Raw genomic sequence first — 21,936 nt, 5'->3', positions numbered from 1 at the left:
CCAGGGCCGGTGAGATTCGTCGGCTCTGCTTGACCCGCGCCACGTCGGCGATGTTGCGGTATCCCGCGCCGAGGACGCCCCCAGGTCGGCGATGTCGCGGAATCCCGCGCCGAGGACGCCGCCACGTCGGCGATGTTGTGGTGTCCCGCGCCGGGGACACCGCCACGTCGGCGCCATGGTGTCGATCAACCCTGGCGCGGTCAGCCGCCGAGCCAGCCCGGCACGTCGAGGCGGAACCAGTTGGCGGCGGCCATCGTCCGCAGGTCGTCCTCCAGGGCGTCGACCCGCTCCGGGCCGACGGTTTCGGCCCACCGCTCGCGCAGCCGGTCGAAGATCTCCGCCGACCGGCGCAGCCCGTCGACGCCGCGCGGCGTCATCATGACCAGCCGACGGCGGGCGTCCTGAGGATCGTCGGCCCGTTCGAGGTAGCCGACGGCGACCAGCCGGTCGACCGTCTTGCCGGCTGCCTGTTTGGAGATGCCCAGCCGCTGGCCCAACTCGGTGGCGGTGGTGCCCTCCGACCCGACGGCCTGGAGCACGAAGCCGTGCAGCGGACGCAACTCGGGGTGCCCCTGCCGGGCCAGCTCGGCATGCAGGTCGTCGATCAGCGTCCGGAAGCCGGCCAGCAGCAGGAGCGGTAACTGGAAGCCGGGGCGTGCGGGGTCAGCAGTTGCCATGTTCGACAACCTCGTTTACTATTCCGTCAACCACGTTGACCATCCTACGGGTCCACGGACAACGTGGCGCTCCCGCCCCGCTGCTGAAAGCAGGTAAACCGTGCCCGTCTTCACCGCACACACCGCCGAGACCGCCCCCGCCACCGCCCGATCGACCATCGAGGGCGTACGCCGCCGGTTCGGCTGGCTGCCCGCCCCGGTGGCGCTGATGGCCGACTCGCCACAGTTGCTCGCCGGCTTCCTCACCGCCAACGCGGGCTTCGAGCAGACCGATCTCTCGCCGCTGGAGCGGGAGGTCGTCGTTCTCGCCGTCGCCACCACCAACGAGTGCCACGTCTGCGTCGCCCTGCACACCGGCACGCTCACCCGGCTCGGCGCGACCGCTGAGTTGATCACCGCGCTGCGGGCCGGCACGGCGCTTCCGGAGCCACGGCTGGAAGCGCTGCGCCGCTTCACGCTGGCCGTGCTCGACCACCGGGGAGCGGTGCCCGACGACGAGCTGGACGACTTCCTGACCGCCGGCTATCAGCCCCGACACGCGCTGGACGTGGTGCTCGGCGTCGGCGCGTACACGATCTCCACCTTCGCCAACCGGCTCACCCGGGCACCGCTCGACCCGCCGCTGGCCGCGCACGCCTGGACGCCCGCGGCCTGATCGGGAACGCCTGCCGGCCGCTGCTCAGGACGCCCCGAGGAAGTCGCGCAGCAGGGCGAGCATCTCGTCCGGGCGCTCCTCGTACAGCCAGTGCCCGCAGTCCTCGATCACCTCGCCGCGGACCGTGTCGGCGTACCGGCGAACCTGCTCGGCGACCTGCCTACCGAGGCTGGCCGCCGCGCCGACGGCCAGTACCGGCATCGTCAGCTTCGTGTCCCGGTACGCCACGTTGTCGGCGATGTCCTGCTCGAACGCCCGGAAATAGGCGAAGCTGGCCCGCAGATGCGCCGGGTCGCGCAGATGGTTCGCGAACTCCTCGATGTCCGGCGCGGCGATGCTGCCCTTGCGCACCATCAGGGCGTCGGTGAACCGGTCCACCCAGAGCGACTCCCGCCCACTGACCAGCTCCTCCGGAAGCCCGTTGCCGATGGAGAAGTAGCCGAAGTTCCACACCCCAGGCCCGGCCGAGGTGAGCGCGGGGAACGTGTAGATGCTCTCGTCGGGGATCGGCGCTTCGCTGAGCACCAGCCGACTCACCCGCTGCGGATGGGCGGCGGCGTACGCGTACGCCACCATCGTCCCCAGGTCGTGCCCGACCAGCCGAAGGTCACTGTCCAGGCCGAGCTGGTCGAGTAGTCCGTGCAGGTCGGCGGCGACCGTCTTCTTGTCGTACCCGCCGTCCGGGGCCTCGCTTCCCCCGAAGCCGCGCAGGTCGGGCGCGACCACGTCAAAGGAGCGCCCCAACTCGGGCAGCAGGTGCCGCCACATGTACCAACACTGCGGATACCCGTGCAGCAGCACCAGCGGGGGGCCGGCACCGCCTCGGACGTAGTTCATGGTGATCTGGCCGACCCGTGCCCGTTGCTCGGTGAACCCCGCCGGGACCCGCTCCCCGCCCATCGCCGCCTCCGTCTGCCGTCTGCCCGCGCGCCCGTCTGCCGTCTGCCCGCGCGCGCCCGTCTGCCGTCCCGCCCGTGCGCCATCGTGCCGTCTGCCCGCGCGCCGTCTGCCCACCGCCTGGCCGGCTACCCGCTCAACCGCCCGCCATGCCCGCCAGATGCGGGCCCTGCGCCTTGATCCACTCGGCTTCCATGAAGTCGCGGTGTCCTGCGGCCTGGAACACCGCGTTTTCATGAAACCCGAGTGGATCTAGGCCCGCCGTCCGCCGTCCGCCGTCCGCCGCCCGCCGCCTGCCGTCCGCCAACCCCGTCCGCCGCCTGCCGGTTGGTGCTCACGGCGGGAAATCGCGAGCGTCACAGCACCCGGCTTGGGCCGGGCGGGAGCCGGTGCGGGAGACTGGGCGACATGGCGGCTCGTGGCTTCCCGTACACCGATCTCAAGGACTTCCTCGCGGCGCTGGAGCGCGCGGGGGAGCTGCGCCGGGTCGACGTCCCCGTCGACCCCACCCTGGAGATCAGCGAGGTGGTCACCCGCACAGTGCGGGCCGGCGGCCCGGCGCTGCTCTTCGAACGCCCGACCCGAGGCGAGATGCCGGTGGCGATCAACCTGTTCGGCACCGAGAAGCGGATGGCGATGGCGCTCGGGGTGGAGAACCTCGACGAGATCGGCACCCGGATCGGCGAGATGCTCAAGCCGGAGCTGCCGCAGGGCTTCTCGGGCATGATGGGCGGGCTTGGCAAGGTCATGCAGCTCAAGTCCATGCCGCCGAAGAAGGTCAAGACGGCCCCCTGCCAGCAGGTTGTCTACCGCGGCGACGACGTCGACCTCAACCGGTTGCCGGGGCTGCAGGTCTGGCCGGGTGACGGCGGGATCTTCCACAACTTCGGGCTGACCCACACCAAGCACCCCGAGACGGGCAAGCGCAACCTCGGGCTCTACCGGCTCCAGCAGCACTCGCACAACACCATCGGCATGCACTGGCAGATCCACAAGAACTCCACGGCGCACCACGCGGTCGCCGAACGGCTCGGGCAGCGGCTGCCGGTGGCGATCGCCATCGGTGCCGACCCCGCGGTCGCCTACTCGGCCAGCGCGCCGCTGCCGGCCGACATCGACGAGTACCTGTTCGCCGGCTTCCTGAGCGGCGAGCGGGTCGAGATGGTCGACTGCCTGACCGTGCCGCTACAGGTGCCGGCGCACGCGCAGATCGTCCTGGAGGGCTACATCGAGCCAGGCGAGCGGCTGCCGGAGGGCCCGTTCGGCGACCACACCGGCTTCTACACGCCGGTCGAGCCGTTCCCGGTGATGCACATCGAAGCGATGACCATGCAGCGCAACCCCGTCTACCACTCGATCGTCACGTCCCAGCCGCCGCAGGAGGACCACGGTCTCGGCAAGGCCACCGAGCGGATCTTCGCCCCGCTGCTGCGCTTCCTGATCCCGGACATCGTCGACTACAACCTGCCCGCCGCCGGGGTCTTCCACAACTGCGCGATCGTGTCGATCCGTAAGCGCTACCCGAAGCACGCCCAGAAGGTGATGAACGCGATCTGGGGCGCGCACATGATGTCGCTGACCAAGCTGATCGTGATCGTCGACGAGGACTGCGACGTGCACGACTACAACGAGGTGGCCTTCCGCGCCTTCGGCAACGTCGACTACTCGCGCGACCTGCTGCTGACCGAGGGCCCGGTGGACCACCTCGACCACGCGTCGTACCAGCAGTTCTGGGGCGGCAAGGCGGGCGTCGACGCGACCCGCAAGCTGCCCACCGAGGGCTACAACCGCGGCTGGCCGGAGGGGATGACCATGAGTCCCGAGGTCACGTCCCTGGTCGACAAGCGCTGGAAGGAGTACGGGATCTGATGGTGGTCCTCGACGCACCGGCCGAGAAGCCGGGCCGGGTCAAGTCGTTCCTGAAGCTCGTGGCGATCGAGCACTCGGTGTTCGCGTTGCCGTTTGCTTTCCTCTCCGCGCTGACCGCCATGCAGGTCAACGGCGGGCGGGTGCGGTGGTGGGACCTGCTGCTGATCACCGTGGCGATGGTCGGGGCGCGGACGTTCGCGATGGCCGCCAACCGGATCCTCGACCGGCGGATCGACGCGCGGAACCCGCGTACCGCCGGGCGGGAGTTGGTCACCGGAGCGGTGAGCGTGCGGACGGCCTGGACCGGCGCGGCCGTCGCGTTGGTGGTCTTCCTCGCCGCCGCCGCCCTGCTCAACCCGCTCTGCCTGGTGCTCGCGCCGCTCGCCGTGGTGCCGCTGGTCGTCTACCCGTACGCCAAGCGGTTCACCAACTGGCCGCACGCGGTCCTCGCGATTGCCCAGGCGGTCGGCCCGGTCGGCGCCTGGCTGGCCGTCACCGGCACCCTGGACGGCTCCTGGCCGGCCTGGCTGCTCGGTGCCGCGGTCGGGCTGTGGATCGGCGGCTTCGACCTGATCTACGCCTGCCAGGACTCCGAGGTCGATCAGGAGATCGGCGTGCACAGCGTGCCCGCCCGGTACGGTCGGCGCTTCGCGCTGCACGCCTCCACGATCGCGCACGTGGTGACCTTCGCGCTGTTCATCTGGTTCGGCGCGTTGATCGGCTTCGGCTGGCTCTGGTGGATCGGGCTGGCGTTGACCGCGGTCGCGTTCGGCTACCAGCACCTGGTGGTCACCCCGACCGACCTGAGCAAGGTCAACCGGGCGTTCTTCACCGCCAACGGGTTCGTCGGCATCGTGCTGTTCGTCTTCGCTCTGCTCGACCTGGTGATCCGGCTCGACCTACGGCCCTGAGGCTGGCCGCGCGGTGCCGGCGGGGTAGCGGGCGCTCTCCAAGGTCCAGTCGATGGTGCCCCGGACGGCGTACGCGACCCCGTCGAGATGGTCGGTGACCGCCTCGTCCAACGCCGGCCCGAACGACGGCACCGCGGCCCGCAACGCGACGAAGCGCCGCATCGACTCCCGCCAGCGCTCGGCCGCCCGCTCGACCGCCTCCGACGTCGGCACGGCCAGCTCGGCCTGCATGGCCAGGACCAGGCTGTGCCCGCCCGCGGTGGCCCGGTCCCGCTCCAGCGAGGCCAGGTCGTTGTACCAGGAGAGCAGGTCGTTGCCGAGGTGGGCGATCTGGCGCAGCAGCGGGTGGTGGTAGACCGGGTCGGGCAGCGGTCGCCCGCTGGCGAACTCCACCAGCGGGTACGACACCTCCGCCGCCGACGTGGCCCGACGCAGCTCGACGTACTCGTTGACGCTGGGCCGGCGGCCGGCCTCCTTGTTGACCGCCTCCTGCCAGGTGCCGTCGAGGTGCCGGGCCACCGCGTCGGCGAAGCGCAGCCGCCACCGGGCCGGCATCCGGCGACGTGGCTCCCGCCAGGCCAGCACCAGCAGCCGCCGTAGCGGGCCGGTCAACCCGGCCTGGCGCAGCCGGGGACCGTCGTGCAGCAGCGCCAGCGTGCCGTTGCGCAGCGCGCGGATCTGCTCCGGGGCGAGCCGGGTCGGCCCGTCGCAGGCGTCGTCGACCAGGAAGAACCAGGTGAACAGTGCGGTCAGCACCCGCAGGTCGGCTTCGGTCGCGTCCGGGTAGAGCCTCCCGGCGTACCGGGCGAAAGCTCCCCGGGACAGCCGGTGCAGCGCGGCGTCGTCCAGTGGGAGGCCAAGCTCGGGCAGCAGGCCGAGCAGCCACTCCTGCACGCGGTCGGCGTGCGGTGAGAGCCGGGACGGGATCGGACATTCGGCACGCAGCGTCCAGAGGATCTCGCCGGTCGTCACCGATGCCTCCTGTGCGAGATGGTCCGGTGCGAATCGCCACTGGAGCATGGCAGGTGACCGGGATGCACAGGTACCCCGCCGGATATGTCGGACGCACCATCCCCGGGGGTGCTCACCGCCGGGTCAGCCGGACCAGGCAGGCTGGGGGGATGCGGGAACCATGGGTGGTCGGGGTCTCCGGGGCTTCGGGTACGCCGTACGCGGCGGCGGTCATCGGAGGGCTGCTCGACGCGGGCGAGCCGGTGGACCTGATCGTGTCCCGGGCGGCACGACTCACCGTGCTCGACGAGACCGGCCGACCGTTCCGCGACGGGCACTGGGCCGAGGACCTCACCGCCTGGCTCGACCGGGACCTGACCGGCGCGGATGTGCGGCACTGGCCCGCTGGCGACCTGGCCGCCGGGCCGAGCAGCGGCTCCTACCCGGTACGCGGGATGGCCGTGGTCCCGGCCAGCACGGCAGCCTGCGCGGGTATCGCGATCGGGCTCTCCAAGGACCTGTTGCAGCGCGCCGCCGAGGTCAACCTCAAGGAACGCCGACCCCTGGTGGTGGTGCCCCGGGAGACACCGGTGACCCGCAGCCATCTGGAGCACCTGATCGCTCTGCACGACGCCGGCTCGGTGGTGCTGCCAGCCAGCCCCGGCTTCTACGGAGCCGGCGCGGCGGCCAGCGCCCAACAGTTGGTCGACTTCGTGGCCGGCAAGGTGCTGGACGCGCTCGGCGTCCCACACACCTTGTTCCGACGGTGGTCCGGCCAACTCGGCGCGGCCCGGAGCTGAGCCGTCCGCTCAGCGAGCACGGGCCTTCCGTTCAACGCGCCTCGTGATGCCGCCTGGCGGTCGGCAGAAGCGGGACGCGGACCGGACTGGTGTCCGGTCCGCGTGACGTTGTCCGCACCAGTTCAGTACATGCCGGCGTTGGCCGGACCCGGCCCGGTGGATGCTGCCGGCCCCACATTGCGTGACTTTCCGACCTCATCCACCTCGTCCAGCATGCCCTCCCCCTCAAGCAGGGCTCGCACCTCGGATTCCCGAAACCGGCGATGCCCGCCTGGAGTCCGGATGCTTCCTATCCGGCCCGCCGCCGCCCATCTCGTCACAGTCTTCGGGTCCACCCGAAACAGCGCGGCGACCTCACCCGGTGTCAGCAGGCGATCTCCAGTGTCCACAGCCCCCTCCTCGCGTCGACGAAGCCCCTGGCTGAACACACTGCCCCCGGCTGGTGCGAGCCCAGAGCCGTCATGAGGGACGTATGGCAATTACAGCACCAGGGACCTGGCCTGTCCGCCAAACGCGAAAAATGCACTGACTTGGAAGTTAGTAAATGGTACTGGTGCAACCCCTGCTTTGACCGTCGGTTTGTTAACACTTACTCACTGCTCAGTCCAACGGATGCCGAAGGCACCGCGTTACGCCTAACCGGTTAAGGTCACTCTCCGTGGACGCCATCGACCTGAGCCTCGTCGACCTGCTGCGCGGCAACGCCCGCCTCTCGTACGCCGAGTTGGCCCGGCAGGTGGGCCTCTCCGCCCCGGCCGTGCACGAGCGGGTCGGCAAGCTGGAGAGCAGCGGTGTGATCCGTGGCTACCGCGCGGACGTGGCCCCCGAAGCGATCGGGCTGGGTGTCACCGCGCTGATCGGCATCGTCGAGGACTCCGGCGCGGACAGCGACGACATGCTGGAGTCGCTCCGGGTGCTGCCCGAGATCGAGTCCTGCTACTTCATGGCCGGCGTGGAGTCGTTCCTGCTCAAGGCGCGGGTCGGCACGATCGCCGAGCTGGAGCAACTGATCGTGCGGCTGAACCGGACCCCCGGGGTCGCCTCCACCCGTACCGCCATCGCGCTCTCCACGAAGTGGGAGAACCGCCCCCAGCCCGTCGGCCCGCCCGCGGCCTGACAGCCGCGTACCCCTGGTGTCGCCCGGTTGGTCGGCGGTAGCGTGCGCCGATGACCCCACCGGGACATCGAGTGGCCGTGGTGACCGGCGCTGCCGGAGGTCTGGGCCGCGCCATCGCCACCGCGTTGCACGCCGACGGCTGGTCGGTGCTGCTCACCGACCTCGACCCGGCGGCGGTGGCCAGCGCCGCAGCACCGCTCGGCGGTTGGTCGGCCGCCCTGGACGTCCGGGACGAGGACGGCTGCGCCGACATCGCCGCGACCGCGGCGAGCCGGGGCGAACTCGCCCTCTGGGTCAACAACGCCGGCATCCTGGTCACCGGGCCGTCGTGGGAGCACGACGGCCCGACCCGCCGCCGAGTGCTCGACGTGAACGTCCTCGGCGCCATGAACGGCACCCTCGCCGCGCTGGCCGTAATGCGGGAGCAGGGCCACGGCCACGTGCTCAACGTCGTCTCGCTGGCCGGGCTGGTCGCCGCGCCCGGCGAGACGGTGTACGCGGCCAGCAAGCACGCCCTGCTGGCGTTCAGCCTCGGTACCCTGTCCGACCTGCGGATGGCCGGTTACCGGCGGGTGCACGTCTCCTGCCTCTGCCCGGACGGCATCTGGACGCCGATGTTGCACGACCGGCTGGACGACCCTGGGGCGCTGGCCTCGTTCACCGGGTCGATGCTGACCGCGCAGCGGGTGGCAGCCCGGGCAGTCCGGCTGGCCCGCCGGCCCCGCCCGGTGGTCAGCCTGCCCCGCTGGCGGGGAGCGCAGGTGCGCCTGCTGGACGCCCTGCCCGGGCTGGCCGTCGCACTGACCCCGCTCGTCCAGGCCGCCGGCCGGGCCGGTCAGCGCCGCCAACGCCGCCGGACCGCGTCGCCGGACCGGCGCTGACCACCTCTGGCCTGCTTGCTACGTTTCCGGCGTGACTCATCACGACCGGTGCGACGAGGCCAGCCGGACCTGGGTGACGGAGGCGATCGCCTCCGTCGAGGCGGACGCGAACCGCTCGGCCGACACCCACCTCCTGCCGTTCCCGCTCCCCAGGGCGTGGGGGATCGACCTCTACCTCAAGGACGAGTCGTCACACCCCACCGGCTCGCTGAAGCACCGGCTGGCCCGCTCGCTCTTCCTCTACGGGCTCTGCAACGGCTGGATCGGGCCACGCACCACGATCGTCGAAGCGTCGTCGGGCTCCACGGCGGTCTCCGAGGCGTACTTCGCCCGGATGCTCGGTCTGCCGTTCATCGCGGTGATGCCCGCCTCCACCTCGCCGGAGAAGATCGCGCAGATCGAGTTCCAGGGCGGCCGGTGCCACCTGGTGGACGACCCCGCGAGCGCGGTGGTCGAGGCTCGCTGGCTCGCGGAGGACTCCGGCGGGCACTTCATGGACCAGTTCACCTACGCCGAGCGGGCGACCGACTGGCGGGGCAACAACAACATCGCCGAGTCGATCTACGCCCAGCTGGAGCTGGAGCGGCACCCGATCCCCGCCTGGGTCGTGGTGGGCGCCGGCACCGGGGGCACCAGCGCGACCATCGGCCGGTACGCCCGGTATCGCCGGCTCCCCACCAAGCTCTGCGTGGTCGACCCGGAGAACTCGGCGTTCTACCCGGCCTGGCTAACCACCGACTGGTCGGTGCGTACCGGGAAGGGCTCCCGGATCGAAGGGATCGGCCGTCCCACCGTGGAGGCCTCGTTCCTGCCCTCGGTGGTGGACCGGATGGTCCAGGTGCCGGACGCGGCGTCACTGGCCGCCATGCGCGCCGGGTCGGCGCTGCTCGGCCGCCGGGTGGGCGGCTCCACCGGCACCAACCTGTGGGGTGCTTTCGGCCTGATCGCCGCGATGCTCGCCGAGGGCCGGACCGGCTCGGTGGTCACCCTGATCTGCGACCCAGGCGACCGGTACGCCGACACGTACTACGCCGACGACTGGGTGGCCGCCCAGGGTCTCGACCTGACGCCGCACCTGGCCACGATCGAACGCTTCCTGGCCAGCGGCGCCTGGCCGGCCTGAGCCCTGCCCGCTATCAGCCCTGCCCGCGCCGTTCAGCGCGGGTCGATCCGTTCGGCCAGCCCGGGGTAGCGCACCACATAGCCGCTGTCGTCCAGATCGATGTCGGCCGTGAAGGTGCCGCTGGCGAACCGCACCCGACCCGGCCCGAGCCCGGTGTAGATCTGCTCGGCCGGCACCACCTCCAGGCCGGGCAGCAGCACCCACGCGACGGTGATCCGGTGTGCCAGGTCGGCCGGCTCGGCGGCCAGCCCGAGCCGGTGGACCGGCAGGGAGTTGAACAGCGGCGAACCGCTCAGGTCGACGTCGAGCGCGTCGGCCAGCCGATCCGGGTCATCTGTGCCCGGCAGACCGGCCCGGGGATGACCGGCCGCGACCAGCGCCGCGTCCAGGTTGCCCTGCTCCGCGGTGGTCACCCGCCACCGGTCCGCGGCCCGCTCCAGCGTCACTCTGCGCAGCCAGCCCAGCCCTTCGGCCTCGACCTCGACCCGGGTGGTGGTCCAGTCCGGCGTGGTGGTCAGCTGGTAGCGGGCGGTCCAGGGGATCGGGTCCACGGCGAGCAGGGTTCCCCGGGCCGCCAACCCGTGGCCGTCGTCGAGCAGGACCTGCTCACTGCCGGCAGTGTCCGTCCGGGACCAGAAGATTGACTTCGGCATGGTCGGCATGAGCGGGACGTTACGCGACCGGGAGGGGCATCGGCAGGGCATGCGCGAACGCCGCCGCGAAGCGTGTGCTCCGCGACGGCGTTCGGTAGATCAGTGGATCAGTAGGTACGCGCCGGCGGTCGCCCGCCAAAACCGCGCCGGTCGTCACGCGGCCGGTCTTCCCGAACACGGCTCTCCGGGCGGAAGCCACCCCGGGCGTCCCGGTCGCCGAAGCGCCGCTCGCCGGTCGGGCGGTCGCCCTGGTGACGCTCGCCCTGCGGCCGGTCACCGTAACCCCGGGTGTCCCGATCGCCGTGACGCCGGTCGCCGGCAGGCCGGTCGCCGTAGCCCCGCTCGCCCTGCGGGCGGTCGCTGTGCTGCCGGTCGCCGTACTGGCGGTCACCCTGCGGCCGGTCGCTGTAACGGCGCTCGCCGGTCGGCCGGTCGCCGTACTGGCGGTCACCCTGTGGGCGGTCGCTGTACTGGCGGTCACCCTGCGGTCGGTCGCTGTACTGGCGGTCACCCTGCGGTCGGTCGCTGTACTGGCGGTCACCCTGTGGGCGGTCGCTGTAACGGCGCTCGCCGGTGGGGCGGTCGCCGTACTGCCGGTCACCCTGCGGGCGGTCGCCGAAGCGGCGCTCGCCCGCCGGCCGGTCGCCGTAGCGGCGCTCGCCGGTGGGTCGGTCGCCGAACCGGCGCGGGCCCCCGGCCCGGTCGTCGAATCGACGCGGACCGCCGGAGCGGTCGCCGTAACCCCGGGGCTCTGCCTCAAGACGAACCGGGACGCCGCTGGGTTCGCGGGCGCCGATCAGCTCGGCCAACGCCGGGTCTCCGAGCCGGACCCGGGTCTCGGCCGGCGCGACGCCGGCCTTCTCCAGCATCGCCAGGGTCGTGCGGCGCTGCTTGGGCAGCACCAGCGTGGCGACCGCGCCCGACTCGCCCGCTCGGGCGGTGCGCCCTGCGCGGTGCAGGTAGTCCTTGGGGTCCTTCGGCGGGTCGACGTGCAGCACCAGAGTGACGCCGTCGACGTGGATGCCCCGAGCCGCCACGTCCGTGGCGACCAGCACGTTCATCCGGCCCTCACGGAACTCGGCCAGCGTCTTGGTACGCATCCGCTGGGTCTTGCCGCCGTGCAGGCCACCGGCGCGTACGCCGACCGCCGCGAGCTGCTCGACCAGCCGGTCCACCCCGAGCTGGGTACGGGCGAAGACCATCGTCCGGCCGTCACGGGCGGCGATGGAGGCCGCCACCGGGAACTTCTCGTGCGGCGGGATCAACAGCATGTGGTGGTCCATGGTGGACACCGAGGCAGTCGACGGTGCCGTCGAGTGGGTCACCGGGTCGGTCATGAACCGCCTGACCAACGCGTCGACGTCACCATCCAGGGTGGCCGAGAAGAGCAGCCGCTGACCGTTTGCGGGCGTCTTCGCCAGCAGGTCGGTCACCTCGGGCAGGAAGCCCATGTCGGCCATCTGGTCGGCCTCGTCAAGCACCGTGACCTCGACGTCGTCGAGCTGGCAGATGCCCCGCTCGATCAGGTCGCCGAGCCGGCCCGGGGTGGCCACGATGACCTCCACGCCGCGCCGCAGCGCGTCGATCTGGCGGTCGTACGGGACGCCGCCGACGGCGGTCTTGAGGAAGATGCCGACGGCCTTGCCCAGCGGCACCAGGGCGTCGTTGACCTGCATGGCCAGCTCGCGGGTGGGGACCAGGACCAGGGCGCGGGGCCGCAGCGGCCGGGCCCGGTTGCGGGTGGCGAGCCGGGCGATCATCGGCAGGCCGAAGGCGAGCGTCTTGCCCGACCCGGTCTGGCCGCGGCCGAGCACGTCCCGACCGGCGAGCGCGTCCGGAACGGTGGCCCGCTGAATCTCGAACGGGCTGGTGATGCCCTGCCGCGCCAGCGCGCGGACCAGCGGCTCGGGCAGGCCGAGTGCGGCGAAGTCGGGCTCCGCCGGCACGGACTCGGCCGGTTGGGCGGCGGTCGCCGCCGACGGGGTGCCGGCGTCGCTCGGAGCGGCGTCGAGCGGCTCCCGCGCGGTGTCGGTCGCCGGGGCTGGGTTGGAAACGGACGTAACGGTGCTGGGGTCAGCAGAGGTGGTCAACAAAAGCCTTTCGAGCGGGGCGCATCTTCGCGATGGCCTGCCGCGGCTGTGCCGCCGGATCGCCCGCAAGATCGCCCAGGGTCGCGCACCACGCGCGCCGGGTCAGTGATCTCAGCCAGTGTACGGCGGTCTGGCGGAGCCGCCAGCCGGTTGCCCGACGGTAGTGGGCGGACTCACCATCATTCCCGCTCGTCGGCTCACCCGTTGAGCACGCTGCCCACCAAACCGTCCAGGGCGTCGCCAGCCAGCAGAACGATCATGACACTGATCGCCACCAGCAGCCCCAGAGCGGCGGCCAGCACGATCATCACCCGGGCGTTACTGGACCGCTCGGCCGGCGTGTCCGCCCAGCCCTGGGCCAGGATGTGCCCGGTCAGCGAGCCAGAATTCTCCACCGCGTTGGCGGGCATCGCGATCGTGCTGAAACCTGGCCCCTCGCCGCTGCCGTAGACGGTGCCGGCCAGGTCGGAGCCACCGTCGCGCTGCCCACCGTGGGCACCGCCCGCAGCTCGTCCGGCAGGGCTGCCCGACAGGTTGCCCGTCGGCGCGATCGTTCGGGCGTTTCCGGTGCCATTTCCAGTCGACCGGGGAGCGTCGGGGACGGACGGCGGCCAACTCGGCAGCGCTGGCGCGGGTACCACCGGCGGTGCGGAGGCGGGTGCCTCGATCCAACCACTGCCGGACCTCGGGCCAGCCGTCGCTGCGGTGGACGGCCACCCGGCCGGTGGTGCGGAGACCGAAGCACTGGCCCGTACGCCGGGCGTGTCGGCCATCGCGGGCGGCGGCGGGAACGGGGGTGCCGGCATCGGGCCGGGCGGGGCTGGTGGCGCGGGCACCGGCGGACCGGGTGGCGGCATCGGCGGGCTCGGGACGGGCGGTGCCGGCGGGCCCGGAATGGGCGGCACCGGCGAGGGCGGCGGTATGGGTGGACCCGGGACGGGAGGCACCGGACCGGGCGGCGGTGTCGGCCGGGGCCCCGGCGTCGGTATCGGGCCGGGCGGGTACGGCCCCGGACCCGGCGTGGGCTCCGGTTCGGGTGGCGACGGCTGAGTCGGCCCGGGGCCCGGTGGCGTGGGGGTCGGCTCCGGCTGGGCGGGCTCGGGCGGCTCGGGGCTCACCGGCCCGGATCGGTAGACAGCGGGCGTGCTCGCCCGGGGATCCGGGGAGCCCATGGCACGGGCCGTGCCCCGGCTGCTGCCGGGAACCGTGGCGCTGGCCCGGGCCGGCGCGGTCGAGTCCTTCCGCTGCCCGGGCAACGGAACATCGGACGGGCTGGCCGAGCCGGTCGCACGGTAGGTGGTTGCGGTGACCGGAGCGCTGGCCGGCAGGTCACTGCGGAGAGCCCCGGCGGTCGCGACGCTGGCGCGGGCTCGTACCGGCGCGGCGGCCTTGTCCGGGTGAGCGTCGGAGGTCGCTGGCTGCCCGGCGCCCATGTCAGGAACGTCCGTGGCGACATTGGTGCCGGCGGGAGCGGCGTCGGAGGCGTCGTCGTCACCGGCCTCGGCGGAGGCGTTGCTGGTGGCCGGGGCGGCATCGCTCGTGGCCGTGGCTGTGCCGCTGGTGGCCGGGGTCGTGCCGATCGACGCCGGGGTCGTGCCACTCGCGGCCGGGGCTGTGCCGCTGGTGGCTGTGCCGTTGGTTGCCGGGCCGGCGTCAGTGGCATCCGGGACGGCGTCGGTGGCGGGCACCGGGTCGGCGGTGCCCGGCCCTGACGGGTCGGCCCGGTCGACCACGGGGTCGACAGTCTCCGCCGGATGTCTCTGCTCGGCCATCTCCGCCCTCCGTGCCACGCTCGCACCCGGACCCGTGACGTCGAGTCGGATGTGCCTGGATGTCACGGTGCCACAGATCGCCCCGAGCGGACAGCCGGAGCCGGTCGTGGCGAATCAGCCGTCGGTGCTCGGACTGCCCGTCGGGCTGCCGCTCCCCGTCGCGCTCGTGCTGGCCTTCGGCGTGGTCGTCGGGGGCGTGCTGCCTGGCGCGTCGGTTGGCGCCGGGGGCAGGGTCGTCGGCGTGTTGCCCGGGGTGCTCGACGGGGTGCCGCCGGTCGGGGTAGGCGTCGGCGTCGCACTGCCGGTGGGCTTCGGGGTGGCCGACCCGGTGGGCGTGGGCTTCGTGGTGGGCTTCGTGGTGGGCTTGGTGGTCGGAGTGGGCTTGGTGGTCGGCGTCGGCTTCGTGGTGGGCGTCGAGACCGGCGGGGTCGGGACGGTCACGATCGGAGCCGGCACCGCGCCGATCACCCGGGTGGCGGCGTACAGCCGGGACCAGCCGACGACCGAGATCTTGACGACGTCGCCGGTGGTGGGCGCCTGCACCATCTTGCCGTTGCCGATGTACATGCCGACGTGGTGGATCGTCGTCCAGCTGCTGCCGGAGGCGAAGAAGAGCAGGTCGCCGGGGAGTAGAGCGCTCTGCGGCACGGTCCGGCTCCGGGTGGCCGCGTACTGGTCCCGGGAGACCCGGGGCAGGTCGAAGTAGTCGGCGCCCGACGACCGGTACGCCGCCCACATCAGACCGGAGCAGTCGAACTGGTTCGGGCCCTCCTCGGACCACTTGTACGGGTCGCCGAGCTGGGCGAGCGCGTACCGGACCGCGGCCAGTGCCCGGGGGTGCGCGGCCATGCCGCTGATGTTCTGGCTGGAGACGTAGCCGGCGCCGAACTGCTGCTCGGTCGCTTCCTGCTGTCGTTCGATCTCGATCAGCTGGGCGGCGTTGTCGCGGCGCAGCTTGAGCAGGCTCGCCTCGGCCGTGCGGAGCGCCGTCTCGCCTGCGGTGAACTCCGTCTGGGCGGCGGCGAGCAGATCCTTGGCCTGGGTGTGCTTCTGGTAGGCGTCCTGCTCACCGGCACGGGCACGGGACAGCTCCCCGGCCACTCCGGTGGTGCCGCCCTCGACCTTCTCGCCGCGGGTGATCTGCTGGAGACGGCTCAGCCCCCGGATGTCCTCGGCAAACGCGCCGGGCGGCAGCGCGGCGGCCGCCTTGAAGGCGTCCGCGGCGGCGGAATCGGCCGCCTGCTGGGCCCGGAGCAGGGTGTCCTGCGCGGTCGCGAGCACCTTGCCGGCCGCGTCGAGCTGCGCCTGTGCGTCGGTGCGTTTCTGCTGGCTCACCAGCAACGCGTCGCCGAGCGTGCCGACCTGGATCTCACCCGCGGAGATGGCGGCGGCCAGCGGGCCGGTGCCGACGTTGACGACCGGCGGAACGGGCACGCCGGCGACGGGAGCGCCACCGGGCAGCTGGAGTGCGCCGGTCACCGCCGGGCGGGAACCGCTGTCCGGAACGGTGGTGGGCAACCCTGGCTCGGCGTACGCGGGGGTGGCCAACACGGCGGCGGCGATCGCGCCGAGCAGGGCGGCCCAGAGCTTCGGACGCAGCACCGGCGAGACCACCGGGCTCCGTCGTCGATGCCGTCGCCCGCGCCCGCTGTCGACCATGCCGCTCCCCGTCCCGCCGCTCGTCGCCGCGCTGGGTGGGCGCGGTCGTCGGGACGGTACCAGTGTGTGTTCCGCCCCACCTTGTCTTACCGCACGCCGCCACGGATGTCGATGCGTCACCGGGTTACGGGAAGCTGAGAGTCTGGTGAAGTGGGTCGCTGTCGCCGACCGTGCCGCCGGGGCTGTCGGCGTCCCGACGTACGCTCGACCGGGACCGCAGGTGGAAGGGACGTGCCATGGACGCCGGACTCAAGCGTGAGCTCGAAGCGAAGGTGTACGCCGGTGAGCGGCTGACCCGGGAGGACGGGGTCGCCCTCTACGACAGTGACGACCTGACCTGGTTGGGGCGGCTGGCTCATCACAAGCGCACCGAGCTCAACGGCGACCGGGTGATGTTCAACGTCAACCGGCACCTCAACCTGACCAACGTCTGCTCGGCGTCCTGTGCGTACTGCTCGTTCCAGCGCAAGCCGGGCGAGAAGGACGCGTACACGATGCGCATCGACGAGGCGGTCCGCAAGGCCAAGGAGATGGAGGATGAGCAGCTCACCGAGCTGCACATCGTCAACGGCCTGCACCCGACGCTGCCCTGGCGTTACTACCCGAAGGTGCTGCGCGAGCTGAAGGCGGCGCTGCCGAACGTCAAGCTCAAGTGCTTCACGGCGACCGAGGTGCAGTGGTTCGAGAAGATCAGCGGTCTGAGCGCCGACGAGATCCTCGACGAGCTGATGGACGCCGGCCTGGAGTCGCTGACCGGCGGTGGCGCGGAGATCTTCGACTGGGAGGTCCGGCAGCACATCGTCGACCACGCCTGCCACTGGGAGGACTGGTCGCGGATCCACGCCCTGGCACACAGCAAGGGCATGAAGACCCCGGCGACGATGCTGTACGGCCACATCGAGGAGCCCCGGCACCGCGTCGACCACGTGCTGCGGCTGCGTGAGTTGCAGGACGAGACCGGCGGCTTCGCGGTGTTCATCCCGCTGCGCTACCAGCACGACTTCGTGGACTCGGCGGACGGCAAGATCCGTAACAAGATCCAGGCGCGCACCACGATGGCCTCACCGGCCGAGTCGCTGAAGACGTTCGCGGTCTCCCGGCTGCTCTTCGACAACGTGCCGCACGTGAAGAACTTCTGGGTGATGCACGGGCTGTCGGTGGCCCAGCTCTCGCTGAACTTCGGCGTGGACGACCTGGACGGCTCGGTCGTCGAATACAAGATCACCCACGACGCCGACTCGTACGGCACCCCGAACACCATGCACCGCGACGACCTGCTGCACCTGATCTGGGACGCCGGCTTCCAGCCGGTCGAGCGGGACACCCGCTACAACGTGGTCCGGGAGTACGACAAGGCACCGTCGCTGGCCGAGCGTCGTGCCGAGCCGCAGCAGGTCTGGGCCTGAGTCACCACGTACCCTCGCAGTCGATGACCGAGCAGCGTGAATCCGAGCAGCAGGGCGGCTTTCCCCGACGGGACGCCGAGGGACGCGTCCGTACCCTGGGTGATCTGCTCGGGGTGTGCCTGGCCGGCCTGGTCATCGGCGCGTTGGCGTTGGTGCTGTTCGACTGGGCGTTCGCCTCGATCGGCGCCGGCGATTTCGGGCACACCAACGGCTGGCTGGCGGTGATCCTGCCGGCCTGGCTGTTCTGGGACGACTTCCGGGCGTGGGACTTCGGCGCGGCCCGGGTGGTGGCGGCGTTGGTCGCCGCTGCCGTCGGGGTGTTCGTCGGGCTGCTGATCGCCGGTCTGTGCGCCGGGTTGCCGCCGCTGCTCTCCGGCGCGTTGGCGGCGGCGGCGTTCACGGTGACGTACGCGACGGTCTGGTTCCCGGGCGTCCGCTGGCTGGCCCGCCGGACCGGCTGACCGCGACCGCCCGCCGGGCGAATCGATTCTTCCGCCGACACCGGCGGGTGACGGAGAGAACGGAGTGGTGCAGGTGAGCGCCGCGCTCAAGTACACGCTGGGCCGGGTCGGGCTGTTCGTCGCCGTGCTGGCGGGCCTCTGGCTGATCGACATGAACGTGTTCCTGAAGCTGATGCTGGCCCTGGCCTTCTCCGCCGCGCTCTCCTTCTTTCTGCTGCGTGGCTGGCGGGACGAGATGGCCGAGGAGATGGCCAGCGCCGCCGAGCGCCGCCGCACCGAGAAGGAACGCCTCCGTTCCGCCCTGGCCGGCGACGATCCCGAACCCGAACCCCCCACCCCCACCGAGCCCCCCACCCCCACGGACCGACCCTCGCGTTGATCATGAAGTTATTGCTCCGACACGCCGAGTGGTCGGGCAATAACTTCATGATCAACGGCGCTTTACCAGTTGGTGGAGCCGGAGACCTTCGGCCAGGCCTTGTGCAGCGGCTTGATCAGGTACGCGACGCCGCCTGAGCCGCCGGAGATGCCACCCGTGGCGTTGGTGCGCTTGGTTCGCAGCCAGATCTGCTCGAACTGCGCGCGCTTGTAGACGTTGCGCACCACGTCGTTGCTTGACGAGGCGGGGTCGTTGACGATCACATCGCCATCGGCGGTGAAGCCGACCACCACGAAGAGGTGCCCGGAGGTCCCGTAGTTCGCCCCGTCCAGCTCGCTGGCGAGGAAGGACTGGCTGGTCACGACGGGGATGCCGGCGGCGATGAAACGCTCCAGCTCGTCCAGCGAGTGCAGTCGGGTCACGCGACCCTCCAGACCGGGGAAGCTGGCCGCGTACGCGGTGTTGAACGGCCAGTTGCCGGCACCGTCGTACGCGTAGTCGTAGGTCATCCGCGCGGCGTGGTTGACGGTCGGGTCGGGGTAGGTCGGGTCCACCCAGGAGGTGTCGGCCGGGGATGGCCCACGACCCCAGTACTCGACCACCATCTCGGTGGAGGTGGGGGAGCACCACGCCTCGCCGCCGCCGTCGTACTCGGGGTAGTGCCCGGAGTGCACGTTCTGCGAGTAGCGCGGCACCGGCAGCTCGACGCCCCAGGCGATGTGCCCGGCGCTCGGCGTGACGGTGAACCGGTCCGGCACGGTGGAGCTCATCGCGCCGAGCATCCGGACGACCGGCGCGGCGGTCTGCCCGGGTGCCCGGTAGAGGGTCAGCCGCAGCTGGTACGACCGCAGCAGCACCCCGGCGGCGGCGTCGTCGATGCTGAAGGTGTCGGTCCAGATCGTCGACCAGGGGTCGCCCTGCCGGTTGACGGTGGTCCGCTTGATGTCGCTGTCACCGGACGCCCAGCGACCCATGACGTACCACGGGGTCTGGTCACCGCTGGTGTAGCTGCCCTGCATCTCCACCTGGATCCAGGTGCCGGCGGGGGTCTCCGCGTTCCACGAGGCGATCAGCTCGGTGGCGTCGAACCCGACCCGGGTCGTCGGTGACGTCCAGGTGCCGTACTCCCAGGTGCGGGTGGCGCCGGTGTGCGGGTCGGCGTACTCGGTGGTGCCGGCCGGTCGGGCCAGGGTGATGCCCGCTCGGGCGCCGGGCACCACGCGGGTGCCGTCGCGGCTGCCCCGGTGCCAGTCGGCGGGCCCGGACCAGTCCTGGAAGGTGATCTGCTCGTCGTGAGTGGCGGCGGGCGGGCGGGCCGCCGTCGCGGGCGCGGTGGTGGCGAGCAGGGTGAGCGCGGTGACGCCGGCGAGGGCGGCCGCGTGCAGGCGGGATCTGGCCATGAGTGCTCCGCGGTGTCGAGAGGGGCATCGTCGCTGGTCAGTTTCCCGCTTGGAGGGAAGTTTCGCCAGATGTTCCCGCGTGGAAAATCATTGCCGCAGGGATGATCCGCTCGGGATGCATCAGGGAACGATCAATATTGATATGACCATGTGACAGGTGGTGAAGTGTCCTTCACCGAGCGGGATCTCCCGCCCATCGAGGAGGTAGTCCATGGCCCTCCGCACGCCCACCTCTCTCCGCCGCGTCCTGGTGCTCGCCGTCGTCACCGGCCTGGGAATCGTCACCGTCGCCGCCGGTCCGGTCGCCGCCCGACCGGCACCGGACCGGACCACCGAGCCGGCCGCCGCCGCCAGCTACCGGGTGCTCGGGCCCCGGACCACCGCAGACCGCAGCGCGGTGGCCCGCACCGGAGCCGCCATCGACTACTCCGAACACGGCGTGCTGCACGTCTCGGCCACCGCCGGTGAGGCCGCCGCGATCGGCAAGCTCGGCTTCCGACTGGAACCGCTCGCCCCGCCGCCCAACGCCGAGCGCGGCGCTGGCGACATGGGCACGCTGGCCTTCCCGCCAGCCGACTCCAACTACCACGACTACGCGGAACTGACCGCCGTCGTGAACCAGGTCGTCGCCGACCATCCGGCGATCGCCCGCAAGATCAGCATCGGTTCGTCGTACGAGGGCCGCGACCTGATGGCGGTGAAGATCTCCGACAACGTCGGCACCGACGAGAACGAGCCGGAGATCCTGTTCAACTCCCAACAGCACGCCCGTGAGCACCTGACCGTCGAGATGGCGATCTACCTGCTCAACCTCTTCACCGACAGCTACGGCGGCGACTCCCGGATCACCAACATCGTCAACAGCCGGGAGATCTGGATCGTGCCGACGGTCAACCCGGACGGCAGCGAGTACGACATCGCCACCGGGTCGTACCGGTCCTGGCGCAAGAACCGTCAGCCCAACAGCGGCTCGTCCAACGTCGGCACCGACCTGAATCGCAACTGGGGCTACAACTGGGGCTGCTGCGGCGGCTCGTCCGGCACGACCTCGTCGGAGACCTACCGCGGGCCGTCGGCGTTCTCCGCACCCGAGACGCAGGCGCTGCGCAACTTCGTCAACGGCCGGGTGGTCGGTGGCGTGCAGCAGATCAAGGCCAACATCGACTTCCACACGTACTCACAGTTGGTGCTCTGGCCGTACGGCTACACCACCGCGAACACCGCGACGGGGATGAGCGCGGACCAGTACAACACCTTCGCCACCATCGGCCAGCAGATGGCGGCCACCAACAACTACACCCCGGAGCAGTCCAGCGACCTCTACATCACCGACGGGGACAGCCTCGACTGGATGTGGGCCACCCACAACATCTGGGCGTACACCTTCGAGATGTACCCGGGCTCGTCCGGCGGCGGCGGCTTCTACCCGCCGGACGAGGTGATCCCGGCGCAGACCTCGCGCAACCGGGAGGCCGTGCTGCTGCTCAGCGAGTACGCCGACTGCCCGTACCGGGCCATCGGCAAGCAGACGCAGTACTGCGGCGGCGGCAGTGGCGGCACCACGGTCTGGTCGGACACCTTCGAGACGGCCACCGGCTGGACCATCAACCCGGCCGGCACCGACACCGCCACCCTCGGAGCGTTCGAGCGGGGTGCCGCCCAGGCGACCACGTCCTCCGGCGCCAAGCAGCTAACCCCGTACGCCGGTGCGAACGACCTGGTCACCGGCCGGCTCGCCGGTTCGGCGGCCGGTGACTACGACCTCGACGGCGGCGTGACCAGTGCCCGCTCCCCGGCGGTGACCCTGCCGTCGTCCGGGACCCTGAGCCTCTCGCTGGCCTGGTACCTGGCGCACGGCTCGAACGCCTCGTCGGCGGACTACCTGCGGGTGAGCGTGGTGCACAACGGCGGCACCACCGCGCTGCTCACCCAGGCAGGGGCGGCGGCCAACCGTAACGGGAGCTGGGCAGTGGCGAACCTCAACCTCACCCCGTACGCCGGCCAGTCGGTGCGCATCCTCGTCGAGGCGGCGGACGCCTCCGGCGCCAGCCTGGTGGAAGCGGCTGTGGACAACGTCACCATCACCTCCTCCTGATCGGGTGGGGCCCCGCCCCGCCCCCGACGGGGCCCCACCACCCGCCGGCCAGGCACAGCTCCCGTGGCGTGTCCGTCAGGCCAAGCGTGGACCAGCTCTTTTCGGCCGCGCGGGCCGCGTCCCAGTAGTCGTCCCGGAGT

20 protein-coding genes are annotated in these 21,936 nt (G+C 71.6%); 11 read left to right on the top strand and 9 right to left on the bottom strand.

Annotated features, from left to right (window positions below; all coding sequences use genetic code 11):
* Positions 1 to 200 precede the first annotated feature (200 nt).
* A complete protein-coding gene (locus tag ABZT18_RS15785; RefSeq protein WP_354992737.1) occupies positions 201 to 677 on the bottom strand; it encodes a MarR family winged helix-turn-helix transcriptional regulator in 477 nt (158 codons plus the stop codon).
* A gap of 100 nt (positions 678 to 777) precedes the next feature.
* On the opposite strand from ABZT18_RS15785, the gene ABZT18_RS15780 reads away from it, so the two are divergent.
* The gene (locus ABZT18_RS15780) at positions 778 to 1,332 is read left to right on the top strand and encodes a carboxymuconolactone decarboxylase family protein (protein WP_354992736.1); all 555 of its coding nucleotides are present in this window, start codon (positions 778 to 780) and stop codon (positions 1,330 to 1,332) included.
* A gap of 24 nt (positions 1,333 to 1,356) precedes the next feature.
* On the opposite strand, the gene ABZT18_RS15775 is transcribed toward ABZT18_RS15780, so the two are convergent.
* A complete protein-coding gene (locus tag ABZT18_RS15775; RefSeq protein ID WP_354992735.1) occupies positions 1,357 to 2,232 on the bottom strand; it encodes an alpha/beta hydrolase in 876 nt (291 codons plus the stop codon).
* Between the two features lie 405 nt (positions 2,233 to 2,637).
* On the opposite strand from ABZT18_RS15775, the gene ABZT18_RS15770 reads away from it, so the two are divergent.
* The gene (locus tag ABZT18_RS15770) at positions 2,638 to 4,098 is read left to right on the top strand and encodes a menaquinone biosynthesis decarboxylase (protein WP_354992734.1); all 1,461 of its coding nucleotides are present in this window, start codon (positions 2,638 to 2,640) and stop codon (positions 4,096 to 4,098) included.
* Positions 4,098 to 5,009, top strand: coding sequence for a menaquinone biosynthesis prenyltransferase MqnP (gene mqnP, locus ABZT18_RS15765; protein ID WP_354992733.1), 912 nt, complete (start codon positions 4,098 to 4,100; stop codon positions 5,007 to 5,009). Before ABZT18_RS15770 ends, mqnP begins: the two co-directional genes overlap by 1 nt.
* On the opposite strand, the gene ABZT18_RS15760 is transcribed toward mqnP, so the two are convergent.
* Positions 4,998 to 5,981 carry a terpene synthase gene (locus ABZT18_RS15760; protein WP_354992732.1) on the bottom strand — a complete coding sequence of 328 codons (984 nt, stop codon included), beginning with the start codon at positions 5,979 to 5,981 and terminating at the stop codon, positions 4,998 to 5,000. The genes mqnP and ABZT18_RS15760 overlap by 12 nt on opposite strands.
* Positions 5,982 to 6,130: 149 nt before the next feature.
* On the opposite strand from ABZT18_RS15760, the gene ABZT18_RS15755 reads away from it, so the two are divergent.
* Positions 6,131 to 6,760: a UbiX family flavin prenyltransferase gene (locus tag ABZT18_RS15755; protein WP_354992731.1), complete on the top strand. Its 630-nt coding sequence runs from the start codon at positions 6,131 to 6,133 to the stop codon at positions 6,758 to 6,760.
* 122 nt (positions 6,761 to 6,882) lie between these two features.
* Here ABZT18_RS15755 and ABZT18_RS15750 read toward each other — a convergent pair whose 3' ends face one another.
* Positions 6,883 to 7,149, bottom strand: coding sequence for a BldC family transcriptional regulator (locus ABZT18_RS15750; protein ID WP_328422546.1), 267 nt, complete (start codon positions 7,147 to 7,149; stop codon positions 6,883 to 6,885).
* A gap of 269 nt (positions 7,150 to 7,418) precedes the next feature.
* On the opposite strand from ABZT18_RS15750, the gene ABZT18_RS15745 reads away from it, so the two are divergent.
* From ABZT18_RS15745 to ABZT18_RS15735, 3 genes are read left to right on the top strand one after another with little or no spacing between them, the layout of a single operon-like run.
* Positions 7,419 to 7,877 carry an Lrp/AsnC family transcriptional regulator gene (locus tag ABZT18_RS15745; RefSeq protein ID WP_354992730.1) on the top strand — a complete coding sequence of 153 codons (459 nt, stop codon included), beginning with the start codon at positions 7,419 to 7,421 and terminating at the stop codon, positions 7,875 to 7,877.
* Positions 7,878 to 7,927: 50 nt separating this feature from the next.
* Positions 7,928 to 8,758, top strand: coding sequence for an SDR family NAD(P)-dependent oxidoreductase (locus ABZT18_RS15740; protein WP_354992729.1), 831 nt, complete (start codon positions 7,928 to 7,930; stop codon positions 8,756 to 8,758).
* Between the two features lie 31 nt (positions 8,759 to 8,789).
* Positions 8,790 to 9,881, top strand: a complete 1,092-nt coding sequence (locus tag ABZT18_RS15735) for a PLP-dependent cysteine synthase family protein (RefSeq protein ID WP_354992728.1) — start codon at positions 8,790 to 8,792, stop codon at positions 9,879 to 9,881.
* 32 nt (positions 9,882 to 9,913) lie between these two features.
* Here the strand turns inward: ABZT18_RS15735 and ABZT18_RS15730 are convergent, their stop codons facing one another.
* The 4 genes from ABZT18_RS15730 to ABZT18_RS15715 form a co-directional block, all read right to left on the bottom strand.
* Complete coding sequence (locus ABZT18_RS15730; protein ID WP_354993113.1) at positions 9,914 to 10,534, bottom strand: putative glycolipid-binding domain-containing protein; 621 nt, start codon at positions 10,532 to 10,534, stop codon at positions 9,914 to 9,916.
* 107 nt (positions 10,535 to 10,641) lie between these two features.
* Positions 10,642 to 12,480 carry a DEAD/DEAH box helicase gene (locus ABZT18_RS15725; protein ID WP_354993112.1) on the bottom strand — a complete coding sequence of 613 codons (1,839 nt, stop codon included), beginning with the start codon at positions 12,478 to 12,480 and terminating at the stop codon, positions 10,642 to 10,644.
* A gap of 341 nt (positions 12,481 to 12,821) precedes the next feature.
* Positions 12,822 to 14,396 (bottom strand): hypothetical protein, encoded by a 1,575-nt coding sequence (locus ABZT18_RS15720; RefSeq protein ID WP_354992727.1) that lies wholly within the window; start codon positions 14,394 to 14,396, stop codon positions 12,822 to 12,824.
* Positions 14,397 to 14,510: 114 nt separating this feature from the next.
* Positions 14,511 to 16,055, bottom strand: a complete 1,545-nt coding sequence (locus ABZT18_RS15715) for a C40 family peptidase (protein ID WP_354992726.1) — start codon at positions 16,053 to 16,055, stop codon at positions 14,511 to 14,513.
* A 236-nt stretch (positions 16,056 to 16,291) separates the two neighbouring features.
* Between ABZT18_RS15715 and mqnE the strand changes: the two genes are divergently transcribed.
* The 3 genes from mqnE (at position 16,292) to ABZT18_RS15700 (ending at position 18,301) form a co-directional block, all read left to right on the top strand.
* Positions 16,292 to 17,461, top strand: a complete 1,170-nt coding sequence (gene mqnE, locus ABZT18_RS15710) for an aminofutalosine synthase MqnE (RefSeq protein ID WP_328422557.1) — start codon at positions 16,292 to 16,294, stop codon at positions 17,459 to 17,461.
* Between the two features lie 23 nt (positions 17,462 to 17,484).
* Complete coding sequence (locus tag ABZT18_RS15705; RefSeq protein ID WP_354992725.1) at positions 17,485 to 17,922, top strand: hypothetical protein; 438 nt, start codon at positions 17,485 to 17,487, stop codon at positions 17,920 to 17,922.
* A 73-nt stretch (positions 17,923 to 17,995) separates the two neighbouring features.
* On the top strand, positions 17,996 to 18,301 hold the full coding sequence (locus tag ABZT18_RS15700) for a DUF4229 domain-containing protein (RefSeq protein ID WP_354992724.1): 306 nt from the start codon (positions 17,996 to 17,998) through the stop codon (positions 18,299 to 18,301).
* A 62-nt stretch (positions 18,302 to 18,363) separates the two neighbouring features.
* Here ABZT18_RS15700 and ABZT18_RS15695 read toward each other — a convergent pair whose 3' ends face one another.
* The gene (locus tag ABZT18_RS15695) at positions 18,364 to 19,701 is read right to left on the bottom strand and encodes a C39 family peptidase (RefSeq protein WP_354992723.1); all 1,338 of its coding nucleotides are present in this window, start codon (positions 19,699 to 19,701) and stop codon (positions 18,364 to 18,366) included.
* A 211-nt stretch (positions 19,702 to 19,912) separates the two neighbouring features.
* On the opposite strand from ABZT18_RS15695, the gene ABZT18_RS15690 reads away from it, so the two are divergent.
* The gene (locus ABZT18_RS15690; protein ID WP_354992722.1) at positions 19,913 to 21,796 is read left to right on the top strand and encodes a M14 family metallopeptidase; all 1,884 of its coding nucleotides are present in this window, start codon (positions 19,913 to 19,915) and stop codon (positions 21,794 to 21,796) included.
* Positions 21,797 to 21,936 lie beyond the last annotated feature (140 nt).

This window comes from Micromonospora sp. NPDC005291 (assembly GCF_040607415.1).
Classification (GTDB): domain Bacteria; phylum Actinomycetota; class Actinomycetes; order Mycobacteriales; family Micromonosporaceae; genus Micromonospora.
This window is presented reverse-complemented; position numbering and strand designations above follow the sequence as displayed.